General features: G+C 57.2%; 22 protein-coding genes. 9 read left to right on the forward strand and 13 right to left on the reverse strand.

The features are described 5' to 3' along the window. Positions 1–100 precede the first annotated feature (100 nt). The 4 genes from GC165_17305 (at position 101) to GC165_17320 (ending at position 4,549) form a co-directional block, all read left to right on the forward strand. The gene (locus GC165_17305) at positions 101–1,264 is read left to right on the forward strand and encodes a glycosyltransferase (GenBank protein ID MBI1334630.1); all 1,164 of its coding nucleotides are present in this window, start codon (positions 101–103) and stop codon (positions 1,262–1,264) included. A gap of 42 nt (positions 1,265–1,306) precedes the next feature. Beyond that, the gene (locus GC165_17310) at positions 1,307–2,854 is read left to right on the forward strand and encodes a hypothetical protein (GenBank protein MBI1334631.1); all 1,548 of its coding nucleotides are present in this window, start codon (positions 1,307–1,309) and stop codon (positions 2,852–2,854) included. Positions 2,855–2,987: 133 nt separating this feature from the next. Continuing rightward, positions 2,988–3,785 (forward strand): hypothetical protein, encoded by a 798-nt coding sequence (locus GC165_17315; protein MBI1334632.1) that lies wholly within the window; start codon positions 2,988–2,990, stop codon positions 3,783–3,785. Next, a complete protein-coding gene (locus GC165_17320; GenBank protein ID MBI1334633.1) occupies positions 3,782–4,549 on the forward strand; it encodes a hypothetical protein in 768 nt (255 codons plus the stop codon). Before GC165_17315 ends, GC165_17320 begins: the two co-directional genes overlap by 4 nt. 72 nt (positions 4,550–4,621) lie before the next feature. On the opposite strand, the gene amt is transcribed toward GC165_17320, so the two are convergent. After that, complete coding sequence (gene amt, locus GC165_17325) at positions 4,622–6,001, reverse strand: ammonium transporter (GenBank protein ID MBI1334634.1); 1,380 nt, start codon at positions 5,999–6,001, stop codon at positions 4,622–4,624. 130 nt (positions 6,002–6,131) lie between these two features. Between amt and GC165_17330 the strand changes: the two genes are divergently transcribed. Genes GC165_17330 through GC165_17345 form a run of 4 tightly spaced genes read left to right on the forward strand, consistent with a single transcriptional unit; the run spans position 6,132 to position 8,520 of the window. Beyond that, positions 6,132–6,476 (forward strand): hypothetical protein, encoded by a 345-nt coding sequence (locus GC165_17330; protein MBI1334635.1) that lies wholly within the window; start codon positions 6,132–6,134, stop codon positions 6,474–6,476. Between the two features lie 46 nt (positions 6,477–6,522). After that, positions 6,523–6,858: a hypothetical protein gene (locus GC165_17335; GenBank protein ID MBI1334636.1), complete on the forward strand. Its 336-nt coding sequence runs from the start codon at positions 6,523–6,525 to the stop codon at positions 6,856–6,858. Continuing rightward, positions 6,858–8,051: a hypothetical protein gene (locus tag GC165_17340; GenBank protein MBI1334637.1), complete on the forward strand. Its 1,194-nt coding sequence runs from the start codon at positions 6,858–6,860 to the stop codon at positions 8,049–8,051. The genes GC165_17335 and GC165_17340 overlap by 1 nt, the downstream gene beginning before the upstream one ends. 4 nt (positions 8,052–8,055) lie before the next feature. Continuing rightward, positions 8,056–8,520 carry a hypothetical protein gene (locus GC165_17345; protein ID MBI1334638.1) on the forward strand — a complete coding sequence of 155 codons (465 nt, stop codon included), beginning with the start codon at positions 8,056–8,058 and terminating at the stop codon, positions 8,518–8,520. On the opposite strand, the gene GC165_17350 is transcribed toward GC165_17345, so the two are convergent. From GC165_17350 to GC165_17385, 8 genes are all read right to left on the reverse strand, one after another. Further along, positions 8,510–8,890, reverse strand: a complete 381-nt coding sequence (locus tag GC165_17350) for a hypothetical protein (GenBank protein ID MBI1334639.1) — start codon at positions 8,888–8,890, stop codon at positions 8,510–8,512. The genes GC165_17345 and GC165_17350 overlap by 11 nt on opposite strands. Further along, the gene (locus GC165_17355) at positions 8,839–9,174 is read right to left on the reverse strand and encodes an MmcQ/YjbR family DNA-binding protein (GenBank protein MBI1334640.1); all 336 of its coding nucleotides are present in this window, start codon (positions 9,172–9,174) and stop codon (positions 8,839–8,841) included. The genes GC165_17350 and GC165_17355 overlap by 52 nt, the downstream gene beginning before the upstream one ends. Beyond that, on the reverse strand, positions 9,171–9,482 hold the full coding sequence (locus tag GC165_17360; protein ID MBI1334641.1) for a hypothetical protein: 312 nt from the start codon (positions 9,480–9,482) through the stop codon (positions 9,171–9,173). The genes GC165_17355 and GC165_17360 overlap by 4 nt, the downstream gene beginning before the upstream one ends. A gap of 26 nt (positions 9,483–9,508) precedes the next feature. Next, positions 9,509–9,892, reverse strand: coding sequence for a hypothetical protein (locus GC165_17365; GenBank protein ID MBI1334642.1), 384 nt, complete (start codon positions 9,890–9,892; stop codon positions 9,509–9,511). A gap of 84 nt (positions 9,893–9,976) precedes the next feature. After that, positions 9,977–10,879 (reverse strand): helix-turn-helix domain-containing protein, encoded by a 903-nt coding sequence (locus GC165_17370; GenBank protein MBI1334643.1) that lies wholly within the window; start codon positions 10,877–10,879, stop codon positions 9,977–9,979. A 53-nt stretch (positions 10,880–10,932) separates the two neighbouring features. Next, positions 10,933–12,291, reverse strand: a complete 1,359-nt coding sequence (locus GC165_17375) for an aspartate kinase (GenBank protein MBI1334644.1) — start codon at positions 12,289–12,291, stop codon at positions 10,933–10,935. Continuing rightward, on the reverse strand, positions 12,284–12,793 hold the full coding sequence (locus GC165_17380) for a hypothetical protein (protein ID MBI1334645.1): 510 nt from the start codon (positions 12,791–12,793) through the stop codon (positions 12,284–12,286). The genes GC165_17375 and GC165_17380 overlap by 8 nt, the downstream gene beginning before the upstream one ends. An 80-nt stretch (positions 12,794–12,873) precedes the next feature. Further along, on the reverse strand, positions 12,874–14,805 hold the full coding sequence (locus GC165_17385) for a hypothetical protein (protein MBI1334646.1): 1,932 nt from the start codon (positions 14,803–14,805) through the stop codon (positions 12,874–12,876). Positions 14,806–14,825: 20 nt separating this feature from the next. Between GC165_17385 and GC165_17390 the strand changes: the two genes are divergently transcribed. Further along, the gene (locus GC165_17390; GenBank protein ID MBI1334647.1) at positions 14,826–15,614 is read left to right on the forward strand and encodes a hypothetical protein; all 789 of its coding nucleotides are present in this window, start codon (positions 14,826–14,828) and stop codon (positions 15,612–15,614) included. Here GC165_17390 and GC165_17395 read toward each other — a convergent pair. Genes GC165_17395 through plsY form a run of 4 tightly spaced genes read right to left on the reverse strand, consistent with a single transcriptional unit; the run spans position 15,611 to position 20,426 of the window. Further along, positions 15,611–17,878, reverse strand: a complete 2,268-nt coding sequence (locus GC165_17395) for a hypothetical protein (protein MBI1334648.1) — start codon at positions 17,876–17,878, stop codon at positions 15,611–15,613. The genes GC165_17390 and GC165_17395 overlap by 4 nt on opposite strands. Beyond that, entirely contained in the window at positions 17,875–18,957 is a 1,083-nt protein-coding gene (locus GC165_17400; GenBank protein MBI1334649.1) for an LptF/LptG family permease, read from the reverse strand. The genes GC165_17395 and GC165_17400 overlap by 4 nt, the downstream gene beginning before the upstream one ends. After that, positions 18,954–19,721 carry a hypothetical protein gene (locus GC165_17405; GenBank protein ID MBI1334650.1) on the reverse strand — a complete coding sequence of 256 codons (768 nt, stop codon included), beginning with the start codon at positions 19,719–19,721 and terminating at the stop codon, positions 18,954–18,956. The genes GC165_17400 and GC165_17405 overlap by 4 nt, the downstream gene beginning before the upstream one ends. A gap of 39 nt (positions 19,722–19,760) precedes the next feature. Further along, entirely contained in the window at positions 19,761–20,426 is a 666-nt protein-coding gene (plsY, locus tag GC165_17410) for a glycerol-3-phosphate 1-O-acyltransferase PlsY (protein ID MBI1334651.1), read from the reverse strand. Between the last annotated feature and the right edge of the window lie 6 nt (positions 20,427–20,432).

Below are 20,432 nucleotides of genomic sequence, written 5' to 3' on the forward strand. Positions count from 1 at the left end.
AAGTTTCGTTTGAACCTGACGTCGAAAGTCACGAAGTTCAAGTCGGTGGCATGAAATCTGCACCTTTCATCCGCATAATATTTATGAGGTTCTTTAAGAAATGAGACTTGTCGAAGTTAAGTTGGAAGAACCGAGAATCGAGAATCACTCAACGACGCGGTTCGATCTCACGATTGTCGTCCCAACGCTCAACGAAGCCAAAAACATACCGATCCTTTACGCATCGCTGGAGCGAGTGCTAACCGGCCTCAAGTGGGAACTCGTCATCGTCGATGATAATTCGAAGGATGATTCACCGGCGCTGATGGTCGATATGGCCAACCGCCACGACAACTTTCGCTTTATTCGCCGGTTCGGACGAAGCGGACTCTCGACCGCGTGCGCCGAAGGCATGATGACGGCGGCTTCGCCGATCATCGCCGTCATGGACGCCGACGGTCAGCACGACGAAACGAAGCTGATGGAAATGTTCCGAATCCTCGATTCGGATCAAGCTGACGTCGTCGTCGGAAGCCGATTTGCCGAAGGCGCCGACCTCACCTCGTTTACCAATTTCCGAACGAAGCTGAGTCTGTGGAGCAACGTCATGGCCCAAAAGTGGTTTCAAGTGCCGCTGAAGGACTCGATGGGCAACTTCTTCATGCTCAAACGACCGGTCATCGAAGCCGCCGCCCCGAACCTTTGCGGCCGCGGTCAGAAGCTGTTGTTCGACATCCTACTCGTAAGCCCGGATAGCTTGCGGGTGGCCGAAGTGCCGATCGTCTTCGGCGAGCGCGAGCACGGCGAGAGCAAGCTGAGCCACATTGCCGCAATCGACTTTGGACTTCAGATCCTCGACCGAAAAATCGGAAAGTTCCTGCCCACGAAGATTCTGGTCGACATGACAATGATCGTGGCTGCAACCGTTCTCACCACCATCCTCATTTGGACCGTCATGAAGCTGGCCTTTATGGCGACGGGGACCTTCCCCTACGCGCCGACGCTGGTGCCGTTCGCATCGATTCCGGCTGTAGTTATCGCCTTTTACGCTCAGCAAATGGTGATCCCAAAGCGGAAGCGAAGCAAAGGAGCTAACCAGGTCAAAGACTTTCTCTACTTCCTTGCCATCAACCTGCCGTTCATCGTCCTCGCGATGTGGGTCACGGCTGGTGTGGTTCAGGTCGGTGATCCGAGATTGAGGAACCTCTTCGGCGCATCGCTGGTTGCTAACATCGGTATCATCGTAGCAACGAGCTGGCGACGCGAAGTTATTTCTAAGCGCTAAGATCAAGTTCGGCGCCGTTGCCGAACACCCTTTGTAGGGAACATGGAATCGGCTGACGGCAAACCAAACGAATTTAGTAAGCAGAGCGGCGCTCTGTTTTGGATCATGCATCTCATTGCGATGGTCCCGATCCTAATCGTCAAGAACCTCCCCTTTTCGGATTATTCCGACCACTTGTCGCGGATCGCCATTTTGCTTCGGGACAGGCAGTCACCGCTCTTCCCGTCGATGTACCATACGAACTTCTATTTTCGTCCGTACCTCGGGTTTGATGTGCCCGCCTGGCTACTGGCCCACGTGCTCAGCTTCGATCTCACCGGCAAGGTCTTCTACCTATTGGCGCTGACCCTATGGAACTTTGGCCTGTTTCGTCTGGCCAAGTCGAGAGGCGGATCGGGAATCGCCGGATGTCTTCCGGTGCTGTTGACGTACAACATGGTCACGATCCAGGGCTTCTTGCCGTATCTGGCCGGCATGGCGCTGGTTCCGTGGTACCTGATCGCCTTTTCAAAGAAGGGGCCACTGGTCAAGTCCCTGCCCTTCCTGATCCTGTTCCCCCTCCTGATTTTCGCCTCGCACCAGTTGGCGCTTCTCCTCTTCATCATGGGAGCCTTTTGCTTCCTCTTCGATTCAGAAGGCACGAAGCAAAGCCGACGGGCTCAAGGCATCCAGATCGGATTGCTGCTCGTTTTGAACCTCGTCTATTTCAAGCTGGCAAAGTTTGGCGGCACGTCCCAATCGATCGAGTTCGGCGGCATCGAGGCAAAAGCCCACAACCTTTCCGAAGCCTTTCTGACCGGGTCACTTCGACTTGATTACCTCTTTGTCGGCCTGGTCTCTATCGTCGTGGTCGTTCTTCTGGTCCGAAAAACGTTCGCACTCAACCGGCTGGCCATCGCGCTCCTCGTCATTCCCTTCCTCGCTTTCGCCGTAGCGCCGATCAAGCTCGGTCTCGCAGAGAATTTTGACTACCGTTTCGTGCTCTTTGGGCTCTGCCTCGCCTTCGCCGTCCTCACACCGCAGATCAAGTCCAAGAAGGATTTCTCGCTCGTGGCCGCAGCCCTGGTGACCCTTGCCCTGTTCCGATCCGGCTACGTTGGCAAAGGCTTCTTGGTCGCCAATGAGCGTCTGGAAGAGGCGCGAATCGCCATGAAGAATCTGCCCGGTACCCCGGCGCTGATCGTCTCCACCATCGGCGAACATAGCCAGTGGCAACCCAGCCAATGGAAGCCCATGCCCTATTCGGTCGCTAACTACGCCCCCATAGATCGAACGGCCTACGTCAACACTATTTTCCAAGAACCGTCGATGATGACCATCACGTTTGGCGACATCGGGCGCGCTTTCGATTACGTTGGTCGACACGATGGACGAGCCACGCCGGAAGGTATTTGGTCATTGCTGAATGACGCTGGCACCCGAGTTCAGCAAGTCTTCCGTCAAGAACATCCTCCCGTCCAATTCTATGCGATCATCGTTTCTTCCGACCTCGAGCCCCTCCCAAAAATCGATGACCCAACCTACCGAGAAGTCGTCCATGGATCGTATTTTTCAATCTATGAACTACCCACTCAGGTGATGAGATTCTAAAGTCCCATTGGTTTTGAAATTTTGGGATCAGTCGTCCGTCGTAGTTAGTGAAAGCAAATGAAAAGCCTTCGCTACCTTACAATTGGAGCCCTTGCCTTGTGCGCAGTATTTGCAATGGCTCAAGATTCTGGCCTTGGTAGAGGCCAGGGTGGCGGCGGCGGACGCGATAGGGGCCCCGGTCACTCTCGAGATTCCTCCCCACCTTCCCGAAGCCAAGATCGTTCGTCACCTCCAAGCGATAACGGTGGTTCGCGTGATCGTGGGCGCAGTTCCGACCCTGGACGAAGCTCCGATCCTGGCCGCTCGCGTGACCAAGGACCAAGTCGCGATCGCGGCAATCCCCCCACCCGAGACAATGGTCCGTCCAAAGACCAGGGCCCATCTCGCGACCGGAGCAATCCTCCGACGAGAGACAACGGCCCATCGCGGGATCAGGGACCAAGCCGAGATCGAAGCAATCCTCCGACGAGAGACAATGGCCCATCGCGAGATCAGGGACCAAGCCGAGATCGAAGCAATCCGCCGACGCGGGACAACGGACCGTCGCGGGATCAGGGACCAAGCCGAGATCGAAGCAATCCGCCGACGCGAGACAACGGACCGTCGCGTGATCGCGGCGACAGCCGAGACAATGGCCCGTCGCGAGACAATGGCAACCAAGACGGCGGACTCGGGCGCGGTCGCGACCGAAACCAGGGAGGCGGCAACTCCAATGGTCCGTCGCGAGACCGCGGCAACTCAGGCGATAGCCGAAGTAGTGGCGACAGCCGAAGCAGCGGCGGCAGCCGAGACCGAGGCAATAGCCGAGATGGCAATCCTTGGGGCAACGACCGTCGATCTTCCGACCCAGGAACCGGACGTTCACGTGGCGGCAACGGCTCGGACGCCGGACGACGCGAACCCAATCAGTCTTCCCGAAGCGGCTCGGTGAACTACCACTCGAATACGAATATCACGGTCAACGTCGATAGTCGCAGTTCGCATCGATCACCGAACTATCGCGGCGTGATCAACCCGAATTCGATGGAATTCAAGGCTCTTCGCCAAGATTTCCCGCGCCAGTATAACGGCCTGTACTACAACGGCTGGCGAACCGGTTATTACCACTACAACCAGCACTGGAACGACAACTACTTCTGGTACCCGCACTACTGCTCGACCCCATTCTTTGGCGTTGACTTCGTGATCTCACCGTGGTACTCCTACTCGTTCCTGCCGGGCTATCTGACATGCGACCACATCATCGTTTCGAACTATCGTGGGTATTGGGGTTGGAACGTCGGATTCGTCTACATCAACGACAGCCACAGCAGTTACTATCAGCGAAATCAGGATCTGGATTACGCACTCGACGACCTTCAAGATGGCTTCGAGAAGCGCGACTTCAGGGCTCTAGAGAGAGTGATCCCTGACGATGGCCGCGTAGCGATCTTCCGAGATGGCCGATACGACTACTCGATCAGCGCCGATGACTTCGACGACCTGATCCACGACCTTTCGAGCAATGCCGATACCGACCGGTATCGCATCCTCGAGACGCGCACCTCACGCGACTCGGCTCGAATCTCGGCCGTGCATGAGTACACCGACCAGTGGGGCAACCGCCAGCGCGTTTACCACTCGATCTACCTCCAGGAAGAGCACGGTCGAATGGTGATCCGAGAGTTCGGAACTTCGGACTACCGAGTCTGGTAAATCCTTCTCACCGCTCAGACAAAAAAAGAACCCGGCCCATTCGGACCGGGTCTTTTTTATGTGGCTATGGAGTTAGTGCAGAACTGCCGGTTCGAGGCTGTCGATACCGGTCTGAACTTCGGAAGCGGCCGGAGCAACCAGCGGATCCTTCGGCGTGGGGATGACGTAGCCAAGCTCTCCGTGGTAGGCAAGGTCGAGGCCCTTGATCTCGGACTTCTCGCTGCTTCGCAGTCGCGTGAACTTGTTGACGATGACCGCCAGCAGGTACGAACCGCCGCCCGCAAAGACGATGGTCGCCACGATGGCGATGCACTGGACGAGGATCAGGTGGCCGCGTCCGCCCTGGAGCGAACCCTCGACGGCCGAGTTGACCGTCGCAGTGGCAAAGACGCCGGTGAGGATCGCGCCGAGGGTTCCGCCGATGCCGTGTACGCCGACCACGTCGAGTGCGTCGTCGATCTTCATCTTGTGCTTGAGCTCGATGGCGAAATTACAGACGACGCCAGCGGCAAGGCCGATGAGGATGGAAGACGAGAGGCTAACGAAACCAGCCGCCGGAGTGATGGCGACCAGGCCAGCCACGAGGCCGCTCGCGCCGCCAATCGCGGTGGCTTTGCCCTTCGGACTTCGGATCATTTCCATGATCATCCAAGCGAGCATTCCCGCCGCGGCGGCGAGGTGAGTCGTGAGGAACGCGTTGACGGCGACCTTATCGATAGCCAATGCCGATCCGGCGTTGAAGCCAAACCAACCAAACCAGAGCATGCCCGCGCCGAGCAGAACCAACGTGATGTTGTTCGGCTTCGTCTCAACCGAAGTTCGAGGCCCGATGAAGGCGGCCAGAGCCAGAGCCGAAACACCGCTGGCGAGGTGGACGACGGTGCCGCCGGCAAAGTCGAGGGCGCCCATCTTGCACAGCCAGCCATCTGGGTTCCAGACCCAACAAGCGATCGGCGTGTAGATCACGATGGACCAAATGATCATGAACGTGAGATAAGCCTTGAAGCGCACGCGCTCGGCGATCGCACCGGAGATGAGAGCCGGAGTGATGATCGCAAACTTCATCTGGAAGAGCATGAAGAGCGCGGCGGGGATGGTCTGCGTTCCGTATGGCGTGTCAATGGAAATGTTACGGCCAAGGATGTAGTCGAAGCCACCAATGAAGCCGTTGGTTGTTTTGCCAAAGGCGAACGTGTAGCCAACCAGCACCCAAATGAGGCTGATGACGCCCATCATCGCTAGGCTAAGGAGCATGGTGTTCAAAACGTTCTTCTTTTGCACCATGCCGCCGTAGAAGAGGGCGAGAGCAGGGGTCATGAACAAGACCATCGCGGTGGCGACGATCATCCACGCACTGTTAGCTGAATCGACTTTTGGCGCGGCATCTTGTGCGTGCGCCGCTGTCGCAAGGACGAAAGGTAATAAACTAGGAAGAACCTTTTTGAGACTCATTGACGACAATCCTCATTTCCCAAGCCTCGTCGCCGGAACGCTATCGCATCGTCGCGATGCTTAATCTTACTATGATTAAGGTTAAAACTGCTCCCGTTGTAAACAAATTTCTAGTATTTAGACTTAAAAAGTGAAGTGGTTGGGTATTTTTGTCATTTTCTTCGGAGCGATGCTCTTTGTGAGCCTGACCGCGTTCGAAGGAACGCTTCCGCTGGTTCAATTTGTGGACAAAGAGGATGTGGTTTCGACTCCCATGCGAACCGTTTTGCCCCCCGGAACGACGTTTGTGAAGGGCACTGGGACAGACGGCGCGAAGTTCGTCGATATTCACTCGGAGGCGTCAAAGTACATCTCCGTTCCCCGGTATCTCGGGTTGGCCAAGCTGGGTGCGTTGGCCTTGTGCCTTCTCGGCGCGATCGGCTTTGGCTTCGAGCGGTGGCGCGAGAAGACCAAAAAGATTTACGGTTCCGAATAGCAAGATCGAAGAAGACTTCCGGCCTCCGATTTGCTATCATCATCGCATGACGATTTTCGTGTTGCTGATGCTCGACGACGACATTTGGCAGACCTTCTCCGAGGAAGAGCAAGGGCAGTGGATTCAGAAGTATCGCGAGTTCGCAAAGTCCTTCGACGACCGAATCGTGAAGGCTGATCCCATCAACTCGGTCGGACGCTATCTCTCGGTCGAGAACGGGGAGATTCAAGAAGAAGTCGTCGATTTTGCCGGTGACCCCGACCACATCACCGGCTATTTCATCTACCAGGCCGAAGGTTGGGACGAGGCGGTCGAGATCGCCAAACGCTGTCCAACTCTTGAATACGGCGGCAGAATCGAACTGCGAAAGGTAGGGCACTGATGGCCGATCTCGCCAAACTGCGCGCGTACCTCTCCCATCGACAGGGCCTGCTCGGGTTCACGAAAGAGACGAATCGCGAAGTTCTCGCACGCACCGGCTGGGCGCGAAGCGTGGGCGGACACAACATTTACCTCACGCTGTTTGCCCGCAACGGGTCGAACAAAGCCCAAGCCGAGGCGGACGCCAAGGCGATGGAGATTTACGAGTTTGCCAGTGCTCGGGGGTGTACCTATTTCCTTCCTCGCGATCATTTTCAGGTGGGCATCAAGGCTGGGCAAGGGTTTAACGACGCTTCGGCGATTCGGACGGCGAAGAACAAGCTCGGATTTACAGACGAAAACCTGGCCGACCTCAAGGCCGGGATTCTGGGCGCTCTGAAGGGTGGCGCGCTCGACACGAACGGCCTCAAGAAGGCACTCGGCGATCTCGTCATGAACTTTGGCGAAGTGGGAAAGAAGGTTGGGCAAACCACGAGCCTTTCGCTCGGATTGCTGAGCCTACAGGCCGAGGGTCGCATCCGACGCGTACCGATCGATTGGCGTTTGGAGGCCCAAACCTATGCTTATCAGCTTTTCGAGGACGGTCCTCATGTCGGTGATTCGTACCCGAAGGACGAGGCGTACCGCGACTTGGCCGAGTTGTATTGGAGTTGGGTCGGCATGGCGTCGCTGGCTCATTTTCAATGGTTCAGCGGGCTTGGAGTGGGAGTCTCCAAGGAAGCTACGAAGAACCTTGGGCTGGTTCCCTTCGAAGATACCGACCTGCTGATCCGCGAGCACGATCTCGACGACTATCGGAATTTCGAAGCGCCTAGCCAGCCAATCTACCGACTCATTTCGACGTTGGACGGGCTCTTTCTCCATCGCCGAGAGATTCACGGATTCCTCGATGCCACCGACCTCGAACGTCAGGTGCCGTTGGAGAAGGGGGCGGGAAGCCTGCTGAAAGCCCAAGACCTTTACAATCAGGCGATCATCGACCGTGGGCGCATCGTCGGGCTGTGGGAATACGAAGTTTCGTCGACCTCGCTGGTCTATGCGCTTTTCGTGCCCATGAACGGCGAATTGGAAGCAGAAATTAAGCGAACCGAGGCTTTCATTCGCGAAGAATTAGGCGATTTCCGCAGCTTTAGTTTGGACTCGCCGAAGTCGCGACAATCGTCAATCGATGGCCTCCGCGCGATGTCAAAATAACCAAGTGTTACTAGAAACGGTTAAGGACGTTTCGATCATCATCGGCGGGGCCATCGCCTTCCTCACTCTCTGGCAGGGCTTGGTTCAATACGCCCGCCAAAACCACGCGATTCGAGCCGCTCAGTTCATCGATCTTCGGCGTCGATTCCTTGAGGAAAAGTCTTTCCAAACCATCCTCACCCACATCCACCGCGACTGCTCCAAGCTGAAGGACGTCACCCGGCAGGAGCGGCGCAACCTCGTCGGATTCCTGGAAGAGATCGCCCTCATGGTCAACTCCGGCCTTGTTCGACCCGAGGTCGCCCACTACATGTTCGGCTACTACGTACTCCTCATCGCCGATTGCGAGCCGTTTTGGGACGGCCTGGAGCGAGACAGCGACTATTGGGCCGTCTTTCGCGCCTTTGCGGCGAGAATGCGAACCATGTCAGTCAGTCAGGATATGAAGTCGGGTCGGATCAAGATTTAGGCTGACGACGATACTTGATCTTGTTCGGCGCGACGTTCCAGGAAATCTGGATCAGCTCCCTGGCCAGGTCCGGCGAGAGGATTTCTAGGTGGGCGTGAACCGCCGGGTAGCCGTTGAAATGCGGTGTCGTATAGACCACATCGGGGTGCGTGGCCATCAGCCGGTCATAGCTATCCCAGTCGACGTGGATGCACAGCAGTTCCCATTTCTTCAGCCAGAACATGCCCCTTTCGCCCCGGTTGACGCCGGGACCGCCCTTTCCGACCACCTCGGTAGTGTCGGGAAGTTCGAGAGCCAATTTCACAAAGTCGTCGTAGGTCATGCGCTGGTCGGGGGAAGGCTTTTTGCCGCCTTCGGGGCGTCGGTCCACGAGAGTTCGACGACCTCCCGCGCGAGGCTCGGCGAGAGTCCATCCAGGCGGACCAAGAACGCCGGATAACCTTCATAATGCGACGTCTTGAAAATCTGATCGGGATGAGCGGCCAAGAGCCGGTCGTGGTTCTCCCAATCCAGCTTGACGGCGACGGTGTCGCCTTCCTCTTTCAGGCGGAGCATGAATTTGCCTTTGCGTTTCAGGCTCGGCGTGCGCCACGAAGTGCTTTCTTCGACCCCGTCGAATTCTAGACCGATCGCCACCAATTCATCGAATGTCATAAGCGCCAGCCGTCGTCGTCCGGCATCTCCATGTTAACCCATCGCCGTTGCTCCCACAGCTTGTAGAGCAAGCCGTAGGCAAAGAAGCCAAGGATGCCGATGACGTACACATCGATATGAGCGCGGATCATCGCGTCCTTCATCATCGCGTCGCGCTGGACGGTTGGAATGCGTCGATGAAGGTCGTCGAAGACGGGTATCGCGAAATAGAGCCCAAGCAGAGTGGCGAAGACCTGGAGGCTGATCAGGTACGACACGAAAATGTAGGCATTGCTTAGCTTATTGACAAACTTCAGTTGCGAAAACATCTCGGGCCCTTCCTAGCGATACGAAGTTACATCGGTCCGCCGTTGCCGTAATTGCTCCAGTCGTAGCCGTTATTGAAGGGAATCCACTGCCGAGCCTTCCAAATGCGATAGCCGATCCAACCCGCTAGGCAGAGGACCAGCAGCGTGCCGTAGACGTACAGGTGAGCCTTGATCATCGCGTGTTGCCATAGCAGGGCCTGATTGTTGTCGGGTGGGAGACTTCGGTCGCGTAGGTGCTTTTGGAAGTCGGCCAGCGAGTTATCCCACACCATGAACAAGGCTAAGCCGGGGATAAGTTCGAACTCGCATCGAGTCAGAATCCACGCTCCGGCAAGACCCCAAACCAACCAGCGACACCAAGACCAATTCTGCTGGAGCCAAAACCATATTTGGGCACGGTAGGGGTTCATTGATCGGATTCTCCCGGTTCGCCGTTCGACATTTGCCTCTCTACAGCATACGTCGAACGGGAGAACCTAGGTTCAAGAATCTTCTTAGTCGCGAAGCGAAACGTAGAGATCGGTCAGCAATTCCTCGACCGGAACCGACATGCAGTCGTTCAGATACAACTCGAACGGGGGAGCGTCGCCGGTTTGGCGACCCAGCTTCGGAAGTGCCTGACCGCAGAACCGAGCCCAGGCGTCGCCCAGCCCTTCGTACGAACCCTTGTGGGTTCCAACGGCGTAGCTCCCGCCCTGGATTTTGTCGACTCGCAAGTCGAGGCCGTCCGTCTCGGGTAGCGAGAATCCGTCGGGGACGACCAAGCAGGCGTCGGACCGAAGCTCGTGCACCGGCTTCTCGTCGGGGTTGTCGTGCCAAACGCCGATCGCCTTGGTGATCGGAACGCCGTGCCGCATCGCCCATTGGGCGAGCTTCTGAAACTTCTCGCCGATCAGATAATAGGGGCCGATGTGGCGCAGAGCCACGATGGTCATGTCGTCAATTTTCTCAATTCTTGCTTCCATACTGCATTCACCGCTGATGACGAGATTCGGAATGGACCTCCGCCCCTGCGGGCACCAATGCACTTCGCACGAGGATTGAATCTCGTGACGGGCCGGCTGTTGGCGAAAGTCGGACGGAGCGACGTGGAAGAGGTCCCGAAAGGCCCGGCCGAAGCCTTCGACCGACTCGTAGCCCGCCTCGAATGCGATCTCTGTGATCGAGACGTCCGAGTTCTCCAACTGCCAAGCCGCCCTTTCGAGGCGCAAGCGACGCACGAATTCGGCCAAGGGCTCGCCAACGGCCATCGAGAAAACTCGCCCGAAATGGAACCGGGAAAATCCGGCGTAGTCGGCAATCTCGACCGGTGAAGGCGGATTATCCAGGCGGCTCAACACGAACTTGATCGCCGCTTCGATGCGTTCCTGGTATTCCTGTCGCGTCTCCGTTCTCATCGCTTTTCATGATCCTACACCGCGGGCAGGAGACGCTTGACCGATTTGGCTACTTATACGACTTCGGCCAGGCCGAAGCGCTCGTGCAAGAGCTTGACCGTTCGCATCGCTTCGGATTCCGGCACCAAAACGCTGAGCGAGAAGTCCGAGTCGGAGGTCTGCAACACGCTGATTCGATCTTCTTCCAGCACTTCGAGTGCCCGCAAGAACACGCCAGGTTGTTGCATGTATTCGTGGCCGACGAGCGACACCATCGTGCAACCTTCGGTCAGAACCGCGACGATCTTGCGCACTTCGCCCAGGCTTTGAAGCAGTTGGACCTGCGTCTCGACCTCGGGCGTGGGACTGCCGAGTTGGAACACGTAAACGATGCGCGAGTCACCTTCGCCGACCGGAATCACGAGCCCGTCCAGCACGTCTTCGACGATCGAATATTGATCGCGAGGGACGGCAAAGCCGGTCGATTCAGGGCTGACGTTCAACATGAAAAGCTGGACGCCGTACCGCTCCATCGTGGCGTAAATGCTGGATTCCAGAGCCGCGCGATGGCTCTTCTCGGTGGTCACCAGGTCGAACTGCATGTACACCAGCTTGCCGGTGTGGGTCACACCGGTGACGCGGCGACCGGGAAACTTGTCGCGGCTCACGATCTCGGTTCCGATGTCGTCGCTGAAGGTGTTCTTCACCCACAGCGGAATGTCGTAGTTCATCGCGATCTCCGCCGCGCGGGGGTGGACCACCTTCGCGCCAAGGTGCGCAATCTCTGCAACCTCGTCGTAGGTGACTTGGCGGAGCGTCGGAGCCTCTTTCACCGCGTCCGGGTCGGCGGTTTTTACGCCATCGACATCGGTGTAGATTTCCACCGCGTCGGCTTTCATCGCCGCGCCAAGCGCGGAGGCGGTCGTGTCCGAGCCGCCACGGCCAAGCGTGGTGAGTTCGCCGCCAGGTAGGGAGCGATCCGGCGAGTAGACGCCTTGGAAGCCGCACACGACCGGGATCGAGCCTTCATCGAGACAGCGGAACAGCGCCGTCGGGTTGATGGAGACGATACGGGCGTTGCCGTAGACGCCGTCGGTGCGGATACCCGCCTGGCCGCCACGATACGCGCTGGCTGCGTGTCCGAGGGTCTTCAGCGTGTGGGCAAAGATGACCGAACTGAGGATTTCGCCGCAAGCGATCAGAAGATCGAGTTCACGCGGATCGGGTTCAACACTCGGATCAACCTCCTTGAGCAGGTTGATGAAGGTATCGGTGGCGTAAGGCATTCCCTTTCGACCGATGGCGCTGACGACCACGACCGGATTGATACCCTTCTCCTTGGCGCTGATGACCCGCATCGCCGCAGTCATGCGCGCCTCGGGCGTGGCGACGCTGGTGCCACCAAACTTCATGACGTGGATTCGCTCAGCCATTCTGCTCACCTTCCGCAAAGATCGTCTTAAACTTTTCCGTCTGCGATTCGTCGGCCACGATGAGGATGCGATCGTGCATGTCCGAGGCGTGGTCGATGATGATTCCCAAGTCGATCACGCGGCGCAGAATGCTGGCGATCAGGCCCTCTTCGTCCCGCATATTGACGGCGTGGACGAGGACGATAGCCCGACCAGTATCGAGCTGATTCTTAATGTTCTCATGACCCAGGGTTTCACTAATCGTCTGGGTTTTGTCGGCGGGGACGATGAACGACATGCCCGTCGGCGTCAGTTTGAGGAAATCGAGGCTGATACCGGCTTTTGCGACGGCGCGAAGGGTTTCGACTCGGCTTTTGGAAACTGGGGTGGGCAGATCGAGGACATGGACCTGCGTGAGTCCTGTTCGAAATTCGACATGGCTAATGCCACGGCGCTTTTCGAAATCAGTTTCGGCGATTTGACTTTGAGAAAACGAGCTCGTGGAGACGGATTGCGGATTCATCCCTGTGTGTTTTTGCTCGGCATTGAGACCTCTACGAGGATACCTTTTCTGCGATTTCCCGCGAACCTGGTAACGAACGCCTATTCGACATTGAAGAGGAATCGGTTTTGGGAAAAGCGATTGACGAGGGTTAGCTTTTTGGAAACGATCGCCTCGGCAAACAGCACCCGCCACTTCGTTCGTTCATCCTTCATTCTCTCCTGCCGCTGTTCGCTGGTGTACGGAACCGGCTCGCCATCGATGCCCGCGGCGCGATTCCACAGTTCATATTCGTCCGGGTTCGCTCGCAGAAAAACGTTGTTGAGGTAGGCGTGAGTGATGCCCTGCTTCTTTAGCGCGTCCACCAGTTGATCGGCGGTTTGCATGTCGGCGTAGCCCAATTCGGTGGTGTGGCCCGGCGTCGCCCAGAAGTACGGTTTGTTCAGGTAATAGCCAAAAACCTCATCAAAGAGGCCAACCTTCTGGACAGTAGGATCGTTATCGATGAACTTTGAAAGCTGATAGGTATCGACCTTGCCGGGCACATGGGTTCCATCTTCGAGGCTGTATCCGCCGAGGAATTCGTCCTTGGTTAGTCCACCCACCAGCACCGGAAGTCGCTCGGTCACGATGTTCTCCTTGTACACCCAAAGCGCGGCGATCGCCTGAATCACCACGGCCCCAACCACGAGCTTGCCCACCGGCTTCCAGCAGAGGGCGCGCGCCAGGAAGTACAGCATCGGGACGATCAGCGTCAGAATGTAGCGGCTCTGCTGGCTCAGGAAGAACCAAGCCAAAAGTTGAAGCAGGATCATGGCCGCCAGACCCCGGTCGAACTTGGACACCAGCCCTTTGACCGCGCCAAGAACGGCCCCGGCGAAGACGGCAAACCCCAGGGAAACGAACGCAAAACCTCCGCCCAACAGCGGCTGAGGGTTGGTGAATCGCCCGGGCGACGTCACCAGCCCAAGGATGCCTTGGCCCAGGTTCGTCACCCCGTGGTAGCCGAACGTATGTTGCTCTTCCGAATAGATTTGGCCTTGGAACACATCCCAATTCTTGCCACCCAGAACCGAGTAGAAGAAGGGGTAGACCGGGTTGCCGACCAGCAACCAGTTCTTGAGGTACCACGGCAGGGCCATGAGGCCGGCAAAACTGCCCATCTTGATTGCGTCGACTTTGTTCGAGGCGAAGACCAACGCAACGAAGCTCGCGACGAGGATGCTCTGAAGTCCGGTGTACTTTGAACCCGCCGCCAGCGACAGCAGGATGGCCGCGAGCCAAAGGTCGCCCTTCTCCTTCTTATCGATGTACTGAGCGGCGTAGACGAACCCAAAACCGGCAAAGAGCCCGTTGGCGACGTCGATGTAGGCCGTGCCGGACTCCCACATCACCATCGGAATTCCGACGAACGCCAGGGCGCACAGCCAGCCAACCTTGGGCGAAAACTTCTCGCCGAGAAAGCCCGCGATGGCCCCCACGCCGGACAATGTGAAGTACCAAACAAAGGACTTCGCCACCGTTTGACCGCCGATGAGCTCACCCACCACGAACCAGGAATCGACCGCAGCCGGGAAGTTGCTGTGGTGGATGAAGCTGATCGGCCCGGCTTGGTGGTTGCCAATCCAAATCTTCGGCACCGCGAGGTGGTACGCCAGCGAGTCCCAGTCGAGGGACGTGGACGGCGTCAGCACGCCCACCAGCGCAACCACGAGAAGCAAAATCGCGGCGAGCGGCAGAAACTTACTGCTCTCACCCGTCATCGGCTCCCGCTTTTTGAGGCCCCAAATGCCCTTCAGCGTGAGGACGAAAAGCAGGGCAGATACCACAACGATGGTCCAGTGCGAAACCCCACCAGGAATGAGGAAAAGGAAGCCGTAGAGCGTGCCGGTCAAGCCCATGCCGATGAGGCCGCCCAGGCTGTAGTACAGCAGGGAGCCTCCCTGGAAGTTCAAACGACGCAGGATCGTACCGCCAAGCTCGACCGACAGCAACGCGATCAGCCCGGCGAACAAGAACTTCAAAAGCTCCACGAATCCAAGTATGATTCAAAATGGTGCGCCGCTACTGGAAGATTTACAGCACGTTCTTCAAAACCTCGTTCGCCCGCGAGCTCCAGTTCCGCGCCAACTTCATCGCCAAGATTCTGCAGAACATGACTTGGTTCGGCTTCTTTCTGGTCATCCTCTTCGTGGTTTACGGCCAAGTGAAGACGGTGGCGGGATGGGACCAACGCGGAGCGCAGATTCTCGGAGCCACGCTCTATATCGTGGGGTCGTTTAGCAATCTGCTGACGTATTCGGTGCTGGAAATCCCCGACCATGTTCGCAATGGCACCCTCGATTTCATCATCACCAAGCCGGTCGATTCCCAGTTCTGGATCAGCATGCGCAAGTTCAATTTCGCCGAAATCGGGTCGCTTCTGGGCGGCGTCACACTGGTCGTGATCTCGCTGATCGGCTTCCACCCGTTTCCCTCCGCCTACCAGTTCCTGCTGTACGTCATCGGCGTCATCTGCGCGGCGGTGAACCTATATGGCTTTCAATTGCTGCTGATGACGACGGGCATCTACTTCATCCGCATCGACAACCTTTGGGTGCTGGGAGAAACCATCACCGGCCTCGGCCGGTACCCGATGGACATCTATCCGAACGGCCTGCGGTTCCTCCTGTCGTTTGTGCTCCCGGTCGCGTTCTTCTCCTACTTCCCTTCGCTCCAACTCGTCAACGGCGCAAACCCGATGGTGACGATCGAGGGTGTTCTCATTTCGGCGGCGTTCTTCTTGCTCAGCCGCCTGTGGTGGCGCTACTCGATGCGCCACTATTCCAGCGCGAGTTCTTAGAAGCCGAAGCCGGTTCCCGATCCGACCGCCGATCCACGTCGGTTAGTGCCAAAGCTGGAGTCGAACGGGATCGCCTTTAGGCGGATGAAGAAACCAATCTCTCGTCCGGCCCGGAAGCCGGTGCCGTAGTCGGAGACGGTCAAGATCGCCTCGGCGCAGTGCAGGTCGTACACGAGGTTGTACTGCTGAGTGTCCAACCGTCCGGTGTAGCCGTTGAAGTTCAGCACGGTTCCGAGCTTCGTCTTGCCATATTCCACGCCGTCGAGGTAGGCGCTGATCGTCGACCAGGAGTGGTTAATCCCGTCATATCGAGCGCCGATCGAAGCCGACATCGTCGGCGTTTGCCAAGTGCTGTCGATGCGGAAGTTGCTCCACTTCATGTTGTAAGTGTCGTAATTCGTCAGCGTTCGCAGGCTGTAGTTGTTGCCCAGCTTGTATTCAGAGCGAATGCCCACCTGTTGCCACGGAACCAGGCCGGTCGATGTTCGGATGAAGTCGTATCCGGTCTGCACGCCAAAGCTCGACTTGGAGTTCTTCATGAACGAAACATCGAGGGTCGCGACGTTGGTTAGGCCCGACCGGTCGATGGCCAAAGGGCTATAGCCGAACGAGCGGAGGTAGCTGTAGCGCAGGTTGACGGACAGTTTCTTGCCGATGGCGTACGAGACGCCCTGGCCCATGTTCAGGCGGTAGAGAGCGGTGTCGTCGGAGTAAAGCGTCTGCCGATATTCGCCATTGAAGTCCCACTTCCAGTTGCCTTTGTCGCGCGTCGCCCGATTAAAAAGCATGTCGAACAAACCACGACTCACCCGCTGCTTCAGGATTGGGTCGAGGTACTCGCCGACGCTCAGTTCGGTTCGAAACGGAAGCGTTTTCATGAAGTCTTGGCCAAATAGCTTGGACGAATCGGACTTGAAGGAGAGAACGGGAGTCTTGTCGGAACTTGGAAAAAAGTTGGTGACCTCACCGATCGGAATCGTCCGCTGATATTCCAGCGAGAACGACCCCTTGCCGACGTCTTTGCTTCCGTTAAACCGCACATCGGCGGTCTGGCGCGAGCTCGAGGTTCCGCCAGTGTTATTGAACGTGAGGTTGAAGGCGGTGTTCGTCTTGCCCCATTGCCGAGTGTCGGCCATGCTGATGGTTTGGTTGTAGCTGCTGTACGACGACGCGCTCTGTTGCTGTTGGCTGAACGAGAAGCTGGTGAACTTGGGGAGCTTCAGTTGAGCTCGGGTGTTGATGAGGGTCGAGCCCGGTGCAGTCAGGTAGTTATTGCGTTGGATGTCGTTGTCGATGAGGAGGGTGGCAGAGCCGATTCGCTGTTCGTGCTGGTTGCTGATCGTCACCGTCTTGGAGTCACCGAACACGCCGTAGATGCGGGCGATGCCGTTCATGTTGGCGTTGCGGTAGAAGTAATTGGCCCCCAGACCGTAGCCCAACTTCGACATGTAGTCGGTGCGGATCGCGCCTCGGTCGTCGCCGTGCATCGGGAATCCGTACGTGTTCTTGACGTAGTAGCCTTCGTCGGTCGAGTGCCCAAACTGCGGCAGGTATTTGAAGCTTCGGTCGCCGAGCGGAATCCACAGCAGCGGCAATGTGATCACGTTTCGGCCCAGAATGTTGATCCTTACGTGGTGAAGGATCGCCTCTTTGTTAGGGTCGATCGTGCTGCTATCGGCATCAAAATGAAAGTGGGGCTTGTCGAGATCACAGGTCGTAAAGACCGAATCGACGCCGTAAATTTTCTTCTCGCTGCCGTACGCCTGCTTGCCGGACAGAAAGATGTCGTCGAGGACCTGGTTCTTCAGCGCATTCGGCTTGATCTGAGCTTTACCGTACGTGGCGGAGAACGTTTTGTTCTTAAAGTTGACTGTGATCGATTCGCCGACGATGGTCTCGTCCTGGCCGATGATACGGACGTCGCCCGAGCACGTGAATATTTCGGTGACCTTGTTGCCAACGATCCGATTGGCCAGGCACCGAAAGCCACGGTCCACAATCTCGGCTCCGTTGGTCAGTTCGATCTCGTCACCGTTCGAGTTAATGTCTCCGTAGTCAACGATCTTGAGCACGCCATTTTCGTCGTCGGATGCCGGAAGCTTGGAGACCTGGGGTCCAGGCTTCACCTCGCCGAAAGGTAGGGATTGCTTAAACTTGATGACGCCTTTTTCTTGCAGAGCTTTGGTCAGGCTCCCGAAAGCAGAGACTTGGGCTTGGCCGGCTTGGCCAAGGACGAGAACGAGCCCAAGCGCAACATATTTCACTCCAAACTCCTGAGGCCGATGAGGCCCGCGATGAGAAACAGCACGTTGGGGAGCCAGGCCGCCACCGCCGGATTGACCGACGGATTCTTGCCGATGATCTGCGTCGAAATGACCCAGGCGTTAAAGTACAAGAGCACGATCACCATGCTCACCAGCACGCCGATGAATCCGCCTTGCTTGGCAAATCGGATCGAAAAAATCGGTGAGACCAGCGCGAAGATGAAGCACATCGCCGGAGTGCTGAACTTGATGTGGTACTCGATCTCCAGGTTCCGCGTGTACTGCTGGAGCTTCTTGAGGTCCTGGATCTTCTGGCGCAGTTCGGAGATCCCCATCTCCTTGGGTCCGGGTGCCATGATCAGGTCGCGCACCGCCACCTTTTGGTTGATGCGGAAGACCTTGGAGACCAGCATGTCGAGGGCGTTGGTCTTGGAGTGGAACCGGTAGGTGCGGGCGTCGTTGAAGGTCCATAGGCCCTGCCGATAAGAACCCTCGGGCGCGATGATCGCGGTCATCTCGCCCGGCTCGGGCCGCTCGATCAGCATGATGTCCTTCAGCTTCAGGCCGTCGTTGTCGCCCTTTTCTTTGGTCACCGAGCCGATGTTGGCCGTGTACGTTTGGAGCTTCAGCTGAACGTTCGTAATGAAGTCGCCGACGCTGGCGAGAATATTGACGTTGGTTTGAAGCTCGTAGCTCGCCCGCGAAGCGCGCGGCGTGACCTTGTCCACCACCAAGTAGTCCCCGACCCCGACCAGCAGGCCAAACAGCGCCACGGGCACGAGGACGCGCATAACTCGCACACCCGCACTTCGAATCGCGGTCAGTTCGGACTCGCGAGCGATGCGCGAAAGGGCCAACGAGGCCGCCAAAGAGACCGCGATCGGCAGCGTCTGGCTGAGGAAGCCCGGAGTTTCGAGAAAGATGATCTTGATGATCGCCATCGGCGGCACATGGCGAGTGAGGTCGTTTTTGCCCAGCGCCATGTAGTAGTTGGCCTGGAACATGACCACGACGATGAGGACGCCCATCAAAAATGGGGGAAGCATTTCGCGAAACACGTACCGGTCGAGTCGCTTCACTTCTTGTGAAATCCTAGGTCAAACGCCGAGATCACCGCGCCGATGCCAAGCCCTAAAAGGACAAGCACGCTGGGAACGGCGATGGCCGGAGTAACCCCGCGAAGCAGGGGAATCGCGAACAGCACGACCAAGATCGTGACCCAAACCGCGAAGATTTTTTGGGATTTCTTATTGGTGGCAACATTGAACTTCTGCGCGCGGTCGAGGTGGAGCGAACCCAGGCAATGCGGGCAGATCAGAGCGCCGGCCGGAGCCATTTTTCGGCATCCTGCACACTGCACCTCCGTCGGTGCAGTCGGGTCGGCGGTGTTTTTCCAATAGACGTATTGCTTATGCTCCTCCCGAAAAAGGTGTGGGGCCATGTGGGGGATGCACCCATCCGCAATGGCGATCGCGACGTGCTTCTCACCCTTCTTATGAAGAATCTGCGCGAGTCGGAAGGCGGCCATGGCGTTCTGCGGATTCATACGGATTTGTTGGTAGCAAATCTTGATCTGTTCCGACTCCATTTGGCGGTCGTCCCATTTCTCGGTTATTGCGGTTAATACTGGTAACCCTATCAGGAGGCTAATGATTCCTGCAATTGCCGCGTAGTGCAGGTACGGGTCATCGATGAGACAGATGATCCCGAAGAGATAGACCGACGTTCCCGTCATCAAGAGTGCGGTCGCGCAGCCGATTTCGCCCATGATCGACCGATTCATCAGATAGATGAAAAAGGGCGGCAGGACCAGGAACATGAGGCATGGGAAAAACGATCCCATGGGCGCATGTAAGTCGGCTAGAGGAAGCATATTAACTAGCTAAGGACGGCCATCTTCGTCGTTTCGACGTTCCTCGCCCTTCTTTTCATTATCCTCATTCTTGCGGAAATTGAACTTGTTTTCCGTTCCGTTGAGGAGCCGCTTGATGTTGGAACGATGCCGGTAGACCACGAACACCGCCAAAATCACCAAGAACGGCCGCATCTGCGGCGAATCGTGCACCACGAGAGCGGAAATTGGGATCACCGAAAGAGCGGCGACGATGCTCCCCAGCGAGACGTATCGGGTCGGCACGGTGACGATGATCATGACCACCATCGCCAGCAAACCGGTCTGAGGGATCGAGGCCAGCACCGCACCAAGACCGGTCGCCACGCCCTTGCCTCCTTTGAAGCCGATCCAAGGGCTGAACATGTGGCCCAGCATCGCGACCGCGCCGAAGATGAACGACCACACTTGGATATTCAGACCAAGCGGCTCACCCTGAATCAGGAAGTGGGCGAGGATGCCGGGCACAAACCCTTTGGCCACATCGAGCAGGAAAACGAGGCCGCCAAGCGTGGGTCCTACCGCACGGACAACATTCGTTGCGCCGATGTTTCCGCTCCCAACCTTGAATATATCAACACCCTTGGCCTTACAAATGATGACGCCGAACGGGATCGACCCAAGCAGGAAAGCCAAAACGGCGAGCGCGATTAACACTGAAGC

The organism is Armatimonadota bacterium, from assembly GCA_016125185.1.
Lineage (GTDB): Bacteria > Armatimonadota > Fimbriimonadia > Fimbriimonadales > Fimbriimonadaceae > Fimbriimonas.

Bases quoted from the DNA above. Each gene is read 5' to 3' on its own strand.
- GC165_17305 (MBI1334630.1), top strand. From the start codon at position 101: ATGAGACTTGTCGAAGTTAAGTTGGAAGAACCGAGAATCGAGAATCAC.
- GC165_17310 (MBI1334631.1), top strand. From the start codon at position 1,307: ATGGAATCGGCTGACGGCAAACCAAACGAATTTAGTAAGCAGAGCGGC.
- amt (MBI1334634.1), bottom strand. From the start codon at position 6,001: ATGAGTCTCAAAAAGGTTCTTCCTAGTTTATTACCTTTCGTCCTTGCG.
- GC165_17335 (MBI1334636.1), top strand. From the start codon at position 6,523: ATGACGATTTTCGTGTTGCTGATGCTCGACGACGACATTTGGCAGACC.
- GC165_17340 (MBI1334637.1), top strand. From the start codon at position 6,858: ATGGCCGATCTCGCCAAACTGCGCGCGTACCTCTCCCATCGACAGGGC.
- GC165_17355 (MBI1334640.1), bottom strand. From the start codon at position 9,174: ATGACATTCGATGAATTGGTGGCGATCGGTCTAGAATTCGACGGGGTC.
- GC165_17360 (MBI1334641.1), bottom strand. From the start codon at position 9,482: ATGTTTTCGCAACTGAAGTTTGTCAATAAGCTAAGCAATGCCTACATT.
- GC165_17365 (MBI1334642.1), bottom strand. From the start codon at position 9,892: ATGAACCCCTACCGTGCCCAAATATGGTTTTGGCTCCAGCAGAATTGG.
- GC165_17370 (MBI1334643.1), bottom strand. From the start codon at position 10,879: ATGAGAACGGAGACGCGACAGGAATACCAGGAACGCATCGAAGCGGCG.
- GC165_17375 (MBI1334644.1), bottom strand. From the start codon at position 12,291: ATGGCTGAGCGAATCCACGTCATGAAGTTTGGTGGCACCAGCGTCGCC.
- GC165_17380 (MBI1334645.1), bottom strand. From the start codon at position 12,793: ATGAATCCGCAATCCGTCTCCACGAGCTCGTTTTCTCAAAGTCAAATC.
- GC165_17390 (MBI1334647.1), top strand. From the start codon at position 14,826: ATGGTGCGCCGCTACTGGAAGATTTACAGCACGTTCTTCAAAACCTCG.
- GC165_17405 (MBI1334650.1), bottom strand. From the start codon at position 19,721: ATGGGATCGTTTTTCCCATGCCTCATGTTCCTGGTCCTGCCGCCCTTT.